Origin of the sequence: Burkholderia cepacia, assembly GCF_001718835.1 — a bacterium.
Taxonomy (GTDB): Bacteria; Pseudomonadota; Gammaproteobacteria; order Burkholderiales; family Burkholderiaceae; genus Burkholderia; species Burkholderia cepacia_F.
In genome coordinates this window covers 3,134,967-3,149,365 of sequence record NZ_CP013443.1, presented here as the reverse complement: position 1 = coordinate 3,149,365, position 14,399 = coordinate 3,134,967, and the positions used below count along the sequence as shown (strand labels likewise).

11 protein-coding genes, 1 tRNA gene and 1 pseudogene are annotated in these 14,399 nt (G+C 68.0%); 5 read left to right on the top strand and 8 right to left on the bottom strand.

Going from position 1 to position 14,399, the window contains the following annotated elements; genetic code table 11:
- Positions 1-21: 21 nt before the first annotated feature.
- Positions 22-3,111 carry a transglycosylase domain-containing protein gene (locus WT26_RS17735; RefSeq protein ID WP_069273408.1) on the bottom strand — a complete coding sequence of 1,030 codons (3,090 nt, stop codon included), beginning with the start codon at positions 3,109-3,111 and terminating at the stop codon, positions 22-24.
- A 422-nt stretch (positions 3,112-3,533) separates the two neighbouring features.
- Between WT26_RS17735 and WT26_RS17730 the strand changes: the two genes are divergently transcribed.
- From WT26_RS17730 to WT26_RS17720, 3 genes are all read left to right on the top strand, one after another.
- A complete protein-coding gene (locus tag WT26_RS17730; protein WP_069273407.1) occupies positions 3,534-4,844 on the top strand; it encodes a dicarboxylate/amino acid:cation symporter in 1,311 nt (436 codons plus the stop codon).
- Between the two features lie 380 nt (positions 4,845-5,224).
- The gene (locus WT26_RS17725; RefSeq protein WP_069273406.1) at positions 5,225-5,611 is read left to right on the top strand and encodes an MAPEG family protein; all 387 of its coding nucleotides are present in this window, start codon (positions 5,225-5,227) and stop codon (positions 5,609-5,611) included.
- A 128-nt stretch (positions 5,612-5,739) separates the two neighbouring features.
- Positions 5,740-6,024, top strand: a complete 285-nt coding sequence (locus WT26_RS17720) for a PAAR domain-containing protein (RefSeq protein WP_069273405.1) — start codon at positions 5,740-5,742, stop codon at positions 6,022-6,024.
- 25 nt (positions 6,025-6,049) lie between these two features.
- Here WT26_RS17720 and WT26_RS17715 read toward each other — a convergent pair whose 3' ends face one another.
- The 3 genes from WT26_RS17715 to WT26_RS17705 form a co-directional block, all read right to left on the bottom strand.
- Complete coding sequence (locus tag WT26_RS17715) at positions 6,050-6,325, bottom strand: hypothetical protein (RefSeq protein WP_059526695.1); 276 nt, start codon at positions 6,323-6,325, stop codon at positions 6,050-6,052.
- A gap of 90 nt (positions 6,326-6,415) precedes the next feature.
- Entirely contained in the window at positions 6,416-6,727 is a 312-nt protein-coding gene (locus WT26_RS17710; RefSeq protein WP_069273404.1) for a cupin domain-containing protein, read from the bottom strand.
- A 17-nt stretch (positions 6,728-6,744) separates the two neighbouring features.
- Complete coding sequence (locus WT26_RS17705; protein WP_069273403.1) at positions 6,745-7,428, bottom strand: DJ-1/PfpI family protein; 684 nt, start codon at positions 7,426-7,428, stop codon at positions 6,745-6,747.
- Positions 7,429-7,545: 117 nt separating this feature from the next.
- Between WT26_RS17705 and WT26_RS17700 the strand changes: the two genes are divergently transcribed.
- Entirely contained in the window at positions 7,546-8,517 is a 972-nt protein-coding gene (locus WT26_RS17700; protein ID WP_069273402.1) for a GlxA family transcriptional regulator, read from the top strand.
- Between the two features lie 174 nt (positions 8,518-8,691).
- A complete protein-coding gene (locus WT26_RS17695; RefSeq protein WP_069273401.1) occupies positions 8,692-9,666 on the top strand; it encodes a LysR family transcriptional regulator in 975 nt (324 codons plus the stop codon).
- Positions 9,667-9,930: 264 nt separating this feature from the next.
- Here the strand turns inward: WT26_RS17695 and WT26_RS17690 are convergent.
- The 4 genes and pseudogenes from WT26_RS17690 to WT26_RS17675 all read right to left on the bottom strand — a co-directional run bounded on the left by WT26_RS17690 (position 9,931) and on the right by WT26_RS17675 (position 14,312).
- A tRNA-Met gene (locus WT26_RS17690) sits at positions 9,931-10,007 on the bottom strand.
- A 123-nt stretch (positions 10,008-10,130) separates the two neighbouring features.
- Entirely contained in the window at positions 10,131-11,789 is a 1,659-nt protein-coding gene (locus tag WT26_RS17685; protein WP_059665510.1) for an MFS transporter, read from the bottom strand.
- 225 nt (positions 11,790-12,014) lie between these two features.
- A pseudogene (locus WT26_RS17680) lies at positions 12,015-13,566 on the bottom strand (sensor histidine kinase N-terminal domain-containing protein).
- Between the two features lie 17 nt (positions 13,567-13,583).
- Positions 13,584-14,312: a response regulator transcription factor gene (locus WT26_RS17675; RefSeq protein WP_059665507.1), complete on the bottom strand. Its 729-nt coding sequence runs from the start codon at positions 14,310-14,312 to the stop codon at positions 13,584-13,586.
- Positions 14,313-14,399: the final 87 nt, after the last annotated feature.

Here is a 14,399-nt window from a genome sequence, read left to right as displayed (position 1 = left end):
CGGCAGCGGCGCACTCCCGGATCATGACGGCGTCGCGCTGCCCGCAGCCGGCGCGGCCACCTCGGCCTGCGGGCCGACGGCGGCCGGGCGTTCGATCAGCGGCGCGAGCGCCGGCGCCATCGACTTCAGCAACTGCACGGCCATCGCGCTCGTGAAGTCGTAGCGTGCCGCGTACGGTTCGTGCGCGGTCGCCGTCAGGACCCCGAAGAACCGGTCGCCGAGCACGAACACGAACGTGCCGCTGCGGTTCACCTTGCGCGACTCGATCAGCCGCGCGCCGCGTGCATAGACGTTGAAGCGCTGGTCGCCCGTCCCGGTCTTGCCGTACACGTCGAGCGTCTTGCCGTCGGGCAGCGTGAAGCCGCCCGCGAGGCGGCGCGCGGTGCCGTTGAGCACGACGTCGCGCAGCAGCGTGTGCGCGACGTTGACGATCTCCGGCGACAGCATCGGCCGCGGCTGCGCGGCCGCGCGCACGAAGCGCGTTTCGTACGGCGTGCCCGTCGCGAAATCGAGCCGCGTGATCGTCTCGGTCGGCGCCTTCTGGCCGCCGTTCGCGATCAGGCCGATCAGCTTCGCGAGCGCGTCGGGCTGGTCGCCCGATGCGCCGATCGCGGCCGCGTACGACGGCGTGACTTCCGCGAACGGGTAGCCGAGTGCCCGCCACGACTTCGTGATCTCCGCGTACGCGCGCAGCTCGACCATGCGACGGATGCGGCGGTCCTGGGTCGCGTGGTAGCGCGTCTTGTACAGCCACGAATACGTGTAGAAACGTGCATCGCGGCTGTCGCGCTGGACGTCGGCAAGCGCCGCCGCCGGGTGGGCGCGCAGGTAGTTGAGCGTCCACAGCGCGAGCGGATGCACGCTCGCGATATAACCGCGATCGTTGAGGTTGAAGCGGTCGATCGCATACTTCGCGTAGAGCCCGGCGAGGTCGTCGTCGGACAGCGTCGCGGCCGGCGTGCCCTTCAGTTGCGCGCGCATCTGCGCGTCGAACCACGCGAGCGATTCGTTCGGCGCGACGCTGCGCAGCACCGTCGCGATCTTCGGCGGCGACTTGCGCACGTCCTTCAGCATCAGCGCGAGCGCGTCGTCGGGTGCCTTGCCCGCATAGCGCGTGTAGTAGCGCTTCACGTAGACCTGGCTTTCACCGTCGACGAACTGCTGCAGGTAATGCCGGCGCTGCTCGGGATCGCCGAGCCACGACGACGACGGGCCGGCCGCCTGCAGCGTCTCGTAGTGGACGATGTCGCGCATCAGCCGCACGAACACGAGGTTGACCGAGTGCTCGAACGCCGCGTGCAGCGTCAGGATGCGGCCGTTGTCCGACTTCTCGAAGTTCGAGAACACCTGTGCGCCGCCGCCCGTGTAGAACACGTCGGGGCTCGCCGAATACTTGCGTTCGACGGCCGCGTCGAGCATTGCCTGCAGCGAGCGGTCGCGCGTATGCGACAGGTAGTCGAGCGCCCAGTGCGACAGCCCGTCGATCGGGTCGGGCTTCACGCGGGCCAGCTCCGCGTTCGACAGGTTCGCGTAGCGCGCATGCAGGTCGGACACGATCTGCAGGTAGGTGATCAGCGTGCGCAGCTTCGCGGTCGAGCCGAGGTTGATGCGGCCGCCGCGGTTGACGTCGAACGGCTCGTTCACGCTGTCGGTCTGCACGCGCAGCAGGTTCGCGCCGTTGCGGCGTTCGTACAGCGTGAAGCTGTACGTGAGGTGCGACGGGTCGTCCTTCGGCGCGAGCATCTCGAAACCGTACAGGCCGGCTTTCTGCGCACCGTCGCGCGTCGACGCCTGGGCGAGCCGTTCGGCGACGGCCTGCTGCACGCCGTTGTCGAGCGTGCTGGTTGCCTGCAGGTCGAACTGGTCGAGCTGGTACAGGTCGCTGATGCCGAGCGCCGACAGCAGCGACGCGCGCGCGGACGTCACGGCCTTGCGCGACACGAACGACTGCACGTGCGCGGCCGCCGGCGGCGCGCTGCTGCGTTCGATCTGCGCGGCAAGCGCGGCGTCGCGCAGCGCAGGCGAGATCACGCCGCCGTTCGACAGCAGCCTCAGGTAGCTGTCGGTCAGCCGCTCCAGTGCCGGATAGCCGCGATTGAGGAAGTACGACGGCGCGCGCTGCGCGATGATCAGCGACAGCACCTCGCGGAACGCCTTGCCCTGTTCGTCGACGTTGTCGCCCGTCGTCGGCGCGGACAGGATGCGGTTCACGTCGTTGAAGTCGCGGCCGTACCACGCGGCGAGGCCGTCGCCGATGCCGGTGATCTCGCCGATGTGCGGCCGCGCGGCGAGCGGGACGGAATTCAGGTAGCGCACGACGATGGTGCGGCGCGCGAGCATCGTCTGCGGGCCGTTCAGGTACGCGCGCACCGACGCGGACGCGATCTGCCGCAGCTTCTCGGGCGGCGTCGCGGTGCGGCCTTCCGGCGAATGGCGGAACTTCTCGATCTGCGTCGCGAGCGTGCTGCCGCCCGGGCGTGCCTGATGGCGGTTGACGACGTGCAGCGCCTGGTCGGCGAGCGCGCGGCTGAAGCGCCCCCAGTCGATCGCCGGGTTGCGGTTCGGCTCGTTTGCGTCGAGCAGGTAGCGATCCTCGATGAACAGCAGCGAATCGGCGACCACGCGCGGCACGCTGTCGAAGTCGGCATACACGCGCTGCGGGAACACGGTCGCGAACAGCGGCGCACCGGTCGAGTCGAACAGCATCAGGCCCGCCTGGTCCTTCTCTTCGAACGGGAGGAACAGCCCGCGATCGCCGATCGACAGCATCCGCTGCGAATCGCGCGCCTGCTTGCCGACGACGAAGCCGCGCGCGAGCAGCCGCTCCTGGAACGCCGGAATCATCGCGTAGCCGAGGCGCTGGTCGTACGGGCCGCTGGCGGGAAACCGCACGTGGTCGCTCGCGCCCGCCTCGACCGTATAGCCGACGTCGCGGGTGAGATCGGACAGGTAGTGCGCCTGCAGCCGGGAGGTCTCGATTTCGACCATGACCAGCCGGGCGATGATCGCGACCGCGACCAGCATCGCGGCGAGCAGGGACCACTTGACCCACGTCCAGACCGATGCGGGACCGGTCACGCGCGGCAGGATACGATTCAGCGGCCGATTCATGGCGGCGTCTCCCTGAAGGCGCGGGCTCCGGCCGCACCCCATTAAGGATTAGTGTAGTCCTCAACCGCGTGCTGCCAAGGACGGTTCGATCCGAAGATGCGCCGAAGCAACGCGCGTGCCGGCGCGGTGCACGCGGATGGGGCTGCATGCGCCGCGGTGCACCGGCGCAGCGCATGCGGCGCACCTTCCGTACCCGTGATGCGCGTTTTCGGCCGCCCCTATTCGAAATATGCATGACGGTTGGTGCGCCGAAATTGGCTGACTACCCTGCGCGCAAGTTCGATCGGCATGACCTGCGTCCAAATGGGGCCCGATGGGGTCTGTTATGATGCGCGCCGCGGGGCGCCCGGACCCGCCCAGGACGCCGTCGCGCGCCTGCCTTTCAGACATCCTCAAAGCTTGCCCGGGCATCGGGATTCGTTATGCAAAAGAAACGCAACATTACTTCATATATCGTGATTGCGATGGTCCTCGGGATCGCGGTCGGTTACGGCTGCCACAGCGCGTTTCCCGACCCGAATGTCACCAAGGAGATCGCCGGGTACGTGTCGCTGCTGTCCGACGTGTTCCTGCGCCTGATCAAGATGATCATCGCGCCGCTGGTATTTGCGACGCTGACCGTCGGCATCGCGCAGATGGGCGACGGCAGCGCGGTAGGCCGCGTCGGCGTCAAGGCGTTCGGCTGGTTCTTCATCGCTTCGTTTACGTCGTTGCTGCTCGGCCTGCTGACCGCAACGATCCTGCAACCGGGCAGCCACCTGAGCCTGCCGCTGCCGGCATCCGATGCGGCCCTCGGCCTGAAGACGGGCGCCTTCACGCTGAAGGATTTCGTCGTCCACCTGGTGCCGAAGTCGATCGCCGAGGCGATGGCGAACAACGAAATCCTGCAGATCGTCGTCTTCTCGATCTTCTTCGGCACCGCGCTGTCGGCGCTCGGCGAATCGGGCAAGCGCCTGACCGGCGTGATCGACGATCTCGCGCAGGTGATGCTGAAGGTCACGGGCGCGGTGATGTGGTTCGCGCCGGTCGCGGTATTCGCGGCGCTGGCGTCGACGATCACCACCCAGGGGCTCGGCATCCTGCTCACGTTCGCGAAGTTCATGGCGAGCTTCTACCTGGCACTGGCGCTGCTGTGGGGCGTGCTGACGCTCGCCGGCGTGACGTTCCTCGGCAAGCGCGCGTTCACGCTGATCCGGCTGATCCGCGAGCCTTTCCTGCTGTCGTTCGCGACGGCGAGTTCCGAGGCCGCCTATCCGAAGCTGCTGGATGCGCTCGACCGCTTCGGCGTGAACCGCAAGATCTCGAGCTTCGTGCTGCCGATCGGCTATTCGTTCAACCTCGACGGCTCGATGATGTACTGCACGTTCGCGGTGCTGTTCATCGCGCAGGTGTACGGCATCCATCTGCCGCTGGGCACGCAGATCACGATGCTGCTGATGCTGATGGTCACGTCGAAGGGGATGGCGGGCGTGCCGCGCGCGTCGCTGGTCGTGATCGCGGCGACGCTCAACCAGTTCAACATGCCCGAAGCCGGGTTGCTGCTGATCATGGGCGTCGACATGTTCCTCGACATGGGGCGCTCGGCCACCAACGCCGTCGGCAACTCGATCGCGGCGGCCGTGGTCGCGAAGTGGGAGGGGCAACTCGGCGACGAGAACGACGGGACCAGCGTGGCTGGCGCCGCGGATGCAGGCGCGACGCTCGAGGCACACGAAGTGCGCGAGCGCGCGTGATGTGCGCGTGAAGCGCACATGATGCATCGCGTGATGCGCGTCCGGCCGCCCGTTGTGGCGGCCGTTTTTTTATGCGGGCGTTTCGTGCGTCCACCGGCGGGACCCCGCTGCGCTTCGTCATGCAGCGGCGCGTCAAGCGTGCGGCTTCGCGGATCAGGCGCATATGACCACGTGCTTTCGCCGGATCGTCGGTAATGCGCCCGCACGGATCCGGCGCGAGCGCGGCTGGGCGGCTCGCGGCGCCGGATAGGCGGCGGCCCCGGCTCCGGGTATCGTGGCGGTTGCGGGCATCGTCCATGATCTCCGCGTGTCCGCCGGGGCGGCGTCGTCCGACGTGGCTGTCCGGCGTGGCTTCCTGTCCCGACCGGAGTCCTCACCATATGAACGTGATCGCTGTTGCTTGTACCGCCGTGCTCGGCCTGCTGCTGTTCGGGCTGGGCCTTGCCGTCTCCGTCATGCGGTTTCGCGTGACGACCGGGTCCGGTTGCGCGGAGGATCCGACCAATGCGCTGCACAAGATCGTGCGCGCGCACGGCAACACGGCCGAATACGTACCGTTCCTCGCGGTGCTGTTTCTCTACTTCGGCGCGCACCAGCCGTCGGGCGCGATCCTGTCGCTGATCGTCGCCGCGACCGTCTGCCGATGCCTGCTCGTGATCGGCCTGCTCGCGTGGCCGACGATGTCGAAGCCGAATCCCGCGCGGTTCGTCGGCGCGCTCGGCACGTATCTGTGCGGCGCGGCGCTGTGCATCCGGCTGTTCGTGTGACAGAGGGCGCATCGGCGTGTGACGCAAGTGCCGGTTCGGGGGCGCCGCGGTGATATCCTCACGGCACGCCCGCAACCGACGGGCGGACAATGAGCGCCAGGCGGCGCCTCCGAGAGAAGAACCGACACATGGGCCGCAAATTCATTCTGAAGGGCGACACGACCGATCACGGCGTCGTCGTGCTCGACGGGATCGCCAATTCGTCGTTCGACGGCCGGCCGCTGGCCTATCTCGGCGCGCCGGTGTTCTGCGCCGCGTGCAAGTCGCCGGGCGTGATCGTGTCCGACGGCGGCGCGCGGACGATGACCGTGATGGGCAAGGTCGTCGCGCTCGAACACGACCTGTGCCAGTGCCTGTGTACGCCGTTGCCGAAACTCGTCCCGTCGCAGGGAACGGGGACGATCTCGGGTTGAGCGCCCCCGGCGCAGGCGCGTTTCGTCAGGCCGGAATATCGGGCTCGCTGCCCCATACGACGGACGCGACGCGGTGCAGTTTCGCGATGCCCGTCCGATTGGCGGCGGAGAACGGCGTGCCGGCCGCCACGCTGTCGGTCGAGCGATAGACGAGCCGGTCGCCGGCGATGGTGCCGACGTAGCGGCCGTTCTTGCCGAAGACCCTGCGGCCGCTGATGCGTCCGACGACCTGTCCCGTGCGGCTGAATACGATCTGGCCGCCGACCTGCAGCGGTTTGCCTTCCTTGGTGTAGAGATTCATGTGCGGGTTCCGCGTGATCGACAGCGCGACAGTCTACCAAGATCGCGGCGACCGGATGCGGGGGATACCGCACCGCGGCGGCGTGGGCGTCTAGATGCTGCCTTCGGTTTCGATCACGAGGATGCGTGCTTCGCCGAGCGGATGCGCGACGTGCTCGGTGCCGGCCGTCGCGTGGAACACGTCGCCGGTCGCGAGCATCACTGAACGCTCGACGCCGGCTTCCCGATAACGCATCTCGACGCGGCCGTCGAGCACCGCGAACACTTCCTCGCCGTCGTTCACGTGCCATCGATACGGCTGGTCGGTCCAGTGCAGGCGAACCGTGATGCCGCCCAGGTTCGCGATGTCGAGCGCGCCCCACGCGCGGTCCGCGGTGAACGCGGCGCTGCGGAAGACGTTCATGGCAGGGATTCGCTCCGTCATCGATCCATTGCGGCGACGGCCTGCTCGATCGCCTGCCGGCGTCGGGCGAGGTTGGCTGCCGAGCGCTCGCGCACCCGCGTGACGACGCCGGCCGGCGCGGTGTCGGGTGAACCGGCGTCGAACGGCGGCGCGGGCGCGTATTCGAGTTGCAGCTGGATCGCCTGCGCTTCTTCTTCGCCGGCCAGTTCCGCGGCGATCGTCAACGCGAAGTCGATGCCGGCCGTGACGCCGCCGCCCGTGATCAGGTTGCCGTCGCGCACCACGCGTTCGCGCACGGGCACCGCGCCGAGCGGTTCGAGCAGCGTGTGGAACGCCCAGTGCGTCGTCGCGCGCCGCCCGCGCAGCAGGCCGGCCACGCCGAGCAGCAGTGCACCCGTGCAGACCGACGTCACGTAGCGCGCGGCTGCGGACCGTTCGCGCACGAAGTCGATCGTCTCCCGATCGGACAGCAGGTCGGTGATGCCGGTGCCGCCCGGAATGCAGATCACGTCGAGCGGCGGGCAGTCGTCGAACGTGTGGCCCGGCGTCAGCGCGAGCCCGCTGCTCGACGCGACGGTGTCGCGCGACTTCCAGGCCAGGTGGACGGCCGCGTCGGGCAGCGATGCGAGCACGTCGTGAGGGCCGGTGAGATCGAGTTGCTGGACGCCCGGAAACACGAGAAAGCCGATATGCAGGGTCATGTGGATACCCCGAGGGATTGAGCGGAACGCCGTTGTCGACGCGTGATGGACAGATCGATTCTAGGCGCGTAGTGTTTGGCGAAATCGCCATATCGCCCACGTTTTCAGCCAATCGACATGTCTACCGTTCCGCGCGCGATCTTCGTGCTGGCGTTCCCCCGTGCGCAGCTGCTCGACGTGTCCGGGCCGCTGCAGGTGTTCGCGTCCGTCAACGAGCTCGCGCAGGAGCGCGGCCAGCCGGCGCCATACGCGCCGCGCGTCGTCGCGGCCGAAGCGGGGCCCGTCGAGACGTCGTCGGGCCTCGTCGTGATGGCCGAGTCGCTGCGTTCGGCGGGCGGGCATCCCGATACGCTGATCGTCGCCGGCGGCAAGGGCGTGCATGCGGCATCCCGGGATGCGCGGCTGGTGCGCTGGGTCCGTCGGCAGGCCGAGCGGTCGCGACGGGTCGCGTCGGTCTGCACCGGTGCATTCCTGCTCGCCGAGGCCGGCCTGCTCGACGGACGCCGTGCGGTCACGCACTGGGCGCGCTGCGACGAATTCGCGGCGCGCTATCCGAACGTGCGCGTCGAATCCGATCCGATCTTCATCCGCGAAGGCGCGCTGTGGACCTCGGCCGGCGTGACGGCCGGCATCGATCTCGCGCTCGCGCTGGTCGAGGAGGACCTGGGGCGGGTGGCTGCGCTCGACGTCGCGCGCGAACTCGTCGTGTTCCTGAAGCGCCCGGGTGGACAGGCGCAGTTCAGCACGATGCTGTCGATGCAGCGCACCGACGACCGGTTCGGCGAACTGCATGCGTGGATGGCCGAGCACCTTGCCGCGGACCTGTCCGTGCCGGTGCTCGCCGAGCGCGCGCGGATGAGCGAGCGCAGCTTCGTGCGCCATTACCGCGCCGAGACTGGGCGCACGCCTGCCCGCGCGGTCGAGCAGCTCCGCGTCGAGGCCGCGCAGCGCCTGCTAGGCGAAACGGCATGGCCCGTCAAGCGGATTGCCGATCGCTGCGGGTTCGGCTCGGAGGAAACACTGCGACGCTGTTTCGTGCGCGTGCTGGGCGTGTCGCCGCAGGGATATCGGGAACGGTTTGCCGGTTGAGCGCCGCGTGCGGCTCGAGAGTCGGCGCACGCGTCGGGTTCGGCCGGTTGAATTCGCGTCTTTTTCTACTGCGAAACGCTTGACTATTCGGTGCGTGCGAATAATGGGACGGGGCTTGTGTCGGGGCTTCCACGCGCTCTATTCTGTTCCGTTGGCGATTCGAAGGGGGGCAGCATGGACCGAATCCAGGCGATGGAAGTTTTTACCCGCGTGGTCGACGCGAACAGCTTCACGCGCGCGGCCGACACGCTCGCGATGCCGCGCGCGTCGGTGACGACCATCATTCAGAACCTTGAGGCGCTGCTGGGCGTGCGCCTGATGCACCGGACGACGCGTAGGCTGTCGCTCACGCCGGAAGGCGCAGCGTACTACGAGCATTGCACGAAGATCATCTCGGAGATCGCGGAGGCCGACGCGAGTTTCCAGACGGGCAACCGCAAGCCGAGCGGCGTGCTGCGCGTCCACATGCCGAACGCGCTCGGGCGTCGGCTCGTGATTCCCGCGCTGCCGGTGTTCCGGCAGCGCTACCCCGACATCACGCTCGAACTGGGGCTCTCCGACCGCTACGTGGATCCGATCGAGGAGGGCATCGACTGCATGATCCGGGTCGGGCCGCTCGAGGATTCGTCGATGGTCGCGCGGCGGATCGGAATGCTGAAGCGCGTGACCTGCGCGTCGCCCGATTACCTGGCGCGTCACGGCGAGCCGCACGAGATTGCCGATCTCGCCGACCATCACGCGGTGAATTTTCGTTCGAGCCACGGCGCGCGTGCGATTCCGTGGGTGTTCATGATCGACGGCAAGCCGGTGGAGATCAGGCTGAAGTCGACCGTCACGGTCAACGATTCGGATGCCTACGTGACGTGCGGGCTCGAAGGGTTCGGGATGATCCAGCCGACGCTGTTCATGGTGCTGCCGAACCTGCTCGACGGCTCGCTGGTCGAGGTGCTGCCGGACTGCAATCCGAAGCCGAAGCCGATTTCGATCGTCTATCCGCACAACCGGCACCTGTCGCAGAAGGTGCGCGTGTTCGCCGACTGGGTCGCGGAGGTGTTCGAGGCGACGCCGTCGCTGGAAGGCGGGGAGGATTGGCGGAGCAGGTTGCAGGCGCGTGCGAGTGATGTGAGTCGCGGGTCGGTGGCGGCGTAGCGATGAACGGGAGGCGCCGGCGTGACGAGTGCGGCGGATGAAATCGTGGTGTTGGGCGTGGGCATCGTGCTGCGGCTCCGGGCGGCACGCTGGTGGCGGCAGTCGGTCGGCTGCTGAGCGGGGCGGTGATGCGGGGGATGCGCCTGATGAGTTGGCTGCGCTTGTGCCGCCGGAGGCCGGGCAACAGAATCAAGGTTCGCGGATAACCGCAGAGCCGAAACTGAAAAAGCCCGGTAGATCAAAGATCTACCGGGCTCTCGCATTTGGTGGCGAATCAGGGACTCGAACCCCGGACCTGCGGATTATGATTCCGTCGCTCTAACCGACTGAGCTAATTCGCCGAAGACTTGAATTATGCTGATGCCCAACCGGGGTGTCAACATCTTTTTTCATATTTTCTCGAAACAAGTTGCCGGCACCACGCTCCGGCCCGCCGCAAGCGGCCGAAGCAGGCGCCTCAACCGTCAATCCTGCGCGTAGATGTTCGAGTCCTTCGTCTCCTTGACGAACAGCAGGCCGATCACGAACGTGGCCAGCGCGATCACGATCGGATACCAGAGGCCCGAGTAGATGTCGCCCTTCGCCGCGACGATCGCGAACGCGGTGGCCGGCAGGAAGCCGCCGAACCAGCCGTTGCCGATGTGATAGGGCAGCGACATCGACGTGTAGCGGATCCGCGTCGGGAACATCTCGACCAGCATCGCGGCAATCGGGCCGTAGACCATCGTCACGTAGATCACGAGGATCGTCAGGATCACGATCGTCATCGGCCAGTTGAGCTGCGCCGGGTCCGCCTTGGCCGGGTAGCCGGCTGCCTTCAGCGTCGACGCGAGCGTCTTGTCGAACGCCGCGCCCTGCGCCTTCGCGTCGGCTGCCTTGCCTTCGTAGGCCGGGATCACCGTGTCGCCCACCTTGATCTGGGCCGTCGCGCCGGCCGGTGCCGCGACGTTCTCGTAGTTCAAGCCGGCCTTCGCGAGCGCGCTCTTCGCGATGTCGCACGAGTTCGTGAACTTCGACGTACCCACCGGGTTGAACTGGAACGAACAGGCGGCCGGATCGGCGATGACCGTGATCGGCGCCTTCTGCGTGGCGATCTCGAGCTGCGGATTCGCGTAGTGCGTGAGCGCCTTGAACAGCGGGAAGTAGGTCAGTGCCGCGATCAGGCAGCCCGCGAGGATGATCGGCTTGCGGCCGATCTTGTCCGACAGCGAACCGAAGAACAGGAAGAACGGCGTGCCGATCAGCAGCGCGATCGCGATCAGGATGTTCGCGCTCGCCCCGTCGACCTTCAGCGTCTGCGTGAGGAAGAACAGCGCGTAGAACTGGCCCGTGTACCACACGACGGCCTGGCCGGCGGTCAGGCCGACGAGCGCGAGGATCACGATCTTCAGGTTCTTCCACTGGCCGAACGCTTCGGTCAGCGGCGCCTTCGACGTCTTGCCTTCCGCCTTGATGCGCAGGAACACCGGCGATTCGTTCAGCTGCATCCGGATCCACACCGACACCGCGAGCAGCAGGATCGACGCGACGAACGGCACGCGCCAGCCCCAGCTGCCGAACGCTTCCTCGCCGATGAAGGTGCGCACGCCGAGGATCACGAGCAGCGACAGGAACAGGCCGAGCGTGGCGGTCGTCTGGATCCACGCGGTGTAGAAGCCGCGACGGTTGGCCGGCGCGTGCTCGGCGACGTAGGTCGCCGCGCCGCCGTACTCGCCGCCGAGCGCGAGACCCTGCAACAGCCGCATCGCGATGAAGATCACGGGCGCGGCGATGCCGATCGACGCGTAGCCGGGCAGGAAGCCGACCACGAACGTCGACACGCCCATGATCACGATCGTCACGAGGAACGTGTGCTTGCGGCCGACGAGGTCGCCGAGGCGGCCGAACACGATCGCGCCGAACGGCCGCACCGCGAAGCCGGCCGCGAAGCCGAGCAGCGTGAAGATGAAGGCGGCGGTCGGGTTGACGCCGGAGAAGAAGCTCTTGCTGATGTAGGCCGCGAGCGAGCCGGCCAGGTAAAAGTCGTACCACTCGAACACGGTGCCGAGCGACGACGCGAAGATCACCTTCTTCTCTTCGCCCGTCATCGGCGAGTGCGAAATTTGCCCGCCTAACGTTGCCATGAGTCGTCTCCAAGTCTCTTGATATTGGTGTTGGGTCGCCTTGGGAGGCGAGCCTGTTGACGATTATTGGTAGGGAAACTTACGGCGGACTGACTCGCAGGCATAAAACGATGCCACGTTAACCCGCGGCGAACGGCTGTCTTCGTGTGTCGTTCGCTCGGGAAACGGCACGCAAGTTCGCGCAATCAGCCGTGCTGCGGCAGGATGTTGCGGCGCATGTCAGGGTTATTCCGGGGCCGGGTCGTGCAAGGGGAGCGTCACGCGCACGAGCGTGCCGGCGAGGCGCGGGGCGTGCTGGTAGACATGATCGTCGAGCGTCAGCGTGCCGCCGTGCTGCGTGGCGATCTCGCGCACGATCGCGAGCCCGAGGCCGCTGCCGTCGCCTTCGCGGCCGAGGATCCGGTAGAAGCGCTCGACGACGCGCTCGCGTTCGGCGGCCGGGATGCCCGGCCCGGTATCCTCGACTTCCAGGTGCGCGAGCCGCGCGGCGCGATCCTCGCGCACCCGTACGGTGATGCGGCCGCCGTCCGGCGTGTAGCGGATTGCGTTGTCGATCAGGTTGCCGAGCATCTCGCGCAGCATCACCGGGTTGCCGTCGACGTCGAGCGGCGTGTCGTCCGGCGTCCGGGCCTTCGTAGCCGAGATCCATGCGTTTCGCGAGCGCGGCCTGCACCCAGTCGCGCACCGCGCGCCGCGCGAGCGAGGCGATCTCGACCGGCTCGAACGTCAGCCCGCTCGCGCGGTTCTCGGCGCGCGCCAGCGCGAGCAACTGCGTGACGAGCCGCGCGGCCTGCTCGGAGCTCGTCGCGATCTGCTCGAGCGAGCGCTGCACGTCGGGCGGGACGGGGTGGCGCAGCGCGAACTCGGCCTGCGTGCGCAGGCCCGCGAGCGGCGTCTTCATCTGGTGGGCGGCGTCGGCGATGAAGCGCTTTTGCAGCGCCATGTTCTGTTCGAGACGGGCGAGCAGGTCGTTGAACGACGTGACGAGCGGCTCGATCTCGGGCGGCGCGCGCTGCGCCTCGACCGGCGACAGGTCGTCGGGCCGCCGCGCGCGGATGTGCGCCTGCAGCGCGTTGAGCGGCGCGAGCCCGCGCGACAGCCCGAACCAGACCAGCAGGATCGCGAGCGGCAGGATCACGAACTGCGGCAGGATCACGCCCTTGATGATGTCGTTCGCGAGCGCGTTGCGCTTGTCCAGCGTTTCGCCGACCTGCACGAGCACGGGCTGGGTGTCGTTCGATTGCGGCAGCGCGACCGTCGTATACGCGACGCGCACGTCGTTGCCGCGCAGCAGGTCGTCGCGGAACATGACGACGCCCGGCGGCGGGCGGTCCTCGTCGCGCGGCAGCGGCATGTCGGCCTCGCCCGCGACCAGTTCGCCGCGGGTGCCGAGCACCTGGAAATAGACGCTGTCGACGTTGTCCGCGCGCAGGAAGTCGCGTGTCTGCTCCGGCAGCGTCAGCTCGGCGACGCCGTTCACCGGATGGATCTGCCGCGCGAGCACGTACGCGTTGGTCTCGAGCGCGCGATCGAACGGGCCGTTCGCGATCGTCTTCGCGACGAGGTAGGTGACGGCGATGCTCATCGGCCACAGCAGCAGCAGCGGCGCGAGCATCCAGTCGAGGATCTCGCCGAACAGCGAGCGCGGGCGCGGTGCCTCGGGCGCATCGGTTTCGTCGGGCGGCGCGAACGGGTTCTCGTAGCGCGCGTCGCGCGCCTCGTCGGCGGCCGACGACGGCGCGCCGGTCGGGTGGCGGGTATGGGCCGGCGTGGCCATCGCGGCAACGCCCGGGATCAGCGCAGCGGCGTGCCGGCCGCCGCGGGCTGGGGCGCGGCCGAGTCGGCCGGCGCGGCGGGCGCGGCCTTCTCGAGGCAGTAACCGAGGCCGCGCACGGTCGAGATCCGTACGCCGCTGGGTTCGATCTTCTTGCGCAGCCGGTGCACGTAGACTTCGATCGCGTTGTTGCTGACTTCCTCGCCCCATTCGCACAGATGGTCGACGAGCTGCTCCTTCGACACGAGCCGGCCGATCCGCTGCAGCAGCACCTCGAGCAGGCCGAGCTCGCGCGCGGAGAGGTCGAGCACGCGATCGTTCGCGTACGCGATGCGGCCGACCTGGTCGAACGCGAGCGAGCCGTGGCGCACGACGGTCGGGCCGCCGCCGGCCCCGCGCCGGGTCAGCGCGCGCACGCGCGCTTCGAGCTCGTTGAGCGCGAACGGCTTGGCCATGTAGTCGTCGGCGCCGAGGTCGAGCCCCTTCACGCGCTCGTCGACGCTGTCGGCGGCCGTCAGGATCAGCACGGGGAGGTTGGAATTGCGGGCGCGCAGGCGCTTGAGCACGTCGAGCCCGGACATTTTCGGGAGCCCGAGGTCGAGGATCAGCAGGTCGAACGTCTGCATCGACAGTGCCGTATCGGCATCGACGCCGCTCTTCACGTGGTCGACCGCATAGCCCGATTGGCGGAGTGACCGGGTGAGGCCGTCCGCGAGTATGCTGTCGTCTTCCGCGATGAGAATTCGCATGGGTGCTGACCGATGGCCGGCGGGGCGTTCGCGCCGGCCGGCTGTCTCCGAAGTTATTCGTGTACAACGCAGCCTGCATTGCGGGCT

What these genes read in the sequence shown, in the direction of transcription:
- WT26_RS17730 (WP_069273407.1), top strand. Translation starts at nt 3,534, where the DNA reads ATGCAAAAGAAACGCAACATTACTTCATATATCGTGATTGCGATGGTC.
- WT26_RS17735 (WP_069273408.1), bottom strand. Translation starts at nt 3,111, where the DNA reads ATGAATCGGCCGCTGAATCGTATCCTGCCGCGCGTGACCGGTCCCGCA.
- WT26_RS17695 (WP_069273401.1), top strand. Translation starts at nt 8,692, where the DNA reads ATGGACCGAATCCAGGCGATGGAAGTTTTTACCCGCGTGGTCGACGCG.
- WT26_RS17710 (WP_069273404.1), bottom strand. Translation starts at nt 6,727, where the DNA reads ATGAACGTCTTCCGCAGCGCCGCGTTCACCGCGGACCGCGCGTGGGGC.
- WT26_RS17705 (WP_069273403.1), bottom strand. Translation starts at nt 7,428, where the DNA reads ATGACCCTGCATATCGGCTTTCTCGTGTTTCCGGGCGTCCAGCAACTC.
- WT26_RS17675 (WP_059665507.1), bottom strand. Translation starts at nt 14,312, where the DNA reads ATGCGAATTCTCATCGCGGAAGACGACAGCATACTCGCGGACGGCCTC.
- WT26_RS17720 (WP_069273405.1), top strand. Translation starts at nt 5,740, where the DNA reads ATGGGCCGCAAATTCATTCTGAAGGGCGACACGACCGATCACGGCGTC.
- WT26_RS17685 (WP_059665510.1), bottom strand. Translation starts at nt 11,789, where the DNA reads ATGGCAACGTTAGGCGGGCAAATTTCGCACTCGCCGATGACGGGCGAA.
- WT26_RS17700 (WP_069273402.1), top strand. Translation starts at nt 7,546, where the DNA reads ATGTCTACCGTTCCGCGCGCGATCTTCGTGCTGGCGTTCCCCCGTGCG.
- WT26_RS17715 (WP_059526695.1), bottom strand. Translation starts at nt 6,325, where the DNA reads ATGAATCTCTACACCAAGGAAGGCAAACCGCTGCAGGTCGGCGGCCAG.
- WT26_RS17725 (WP_069273406.1), top strand. Translation starts at nt 5,225, where the DNA reads ATGAACGTGATCGCTGTTGCTTGTACCGCCGTGCTCGGCCTGCTGCTG.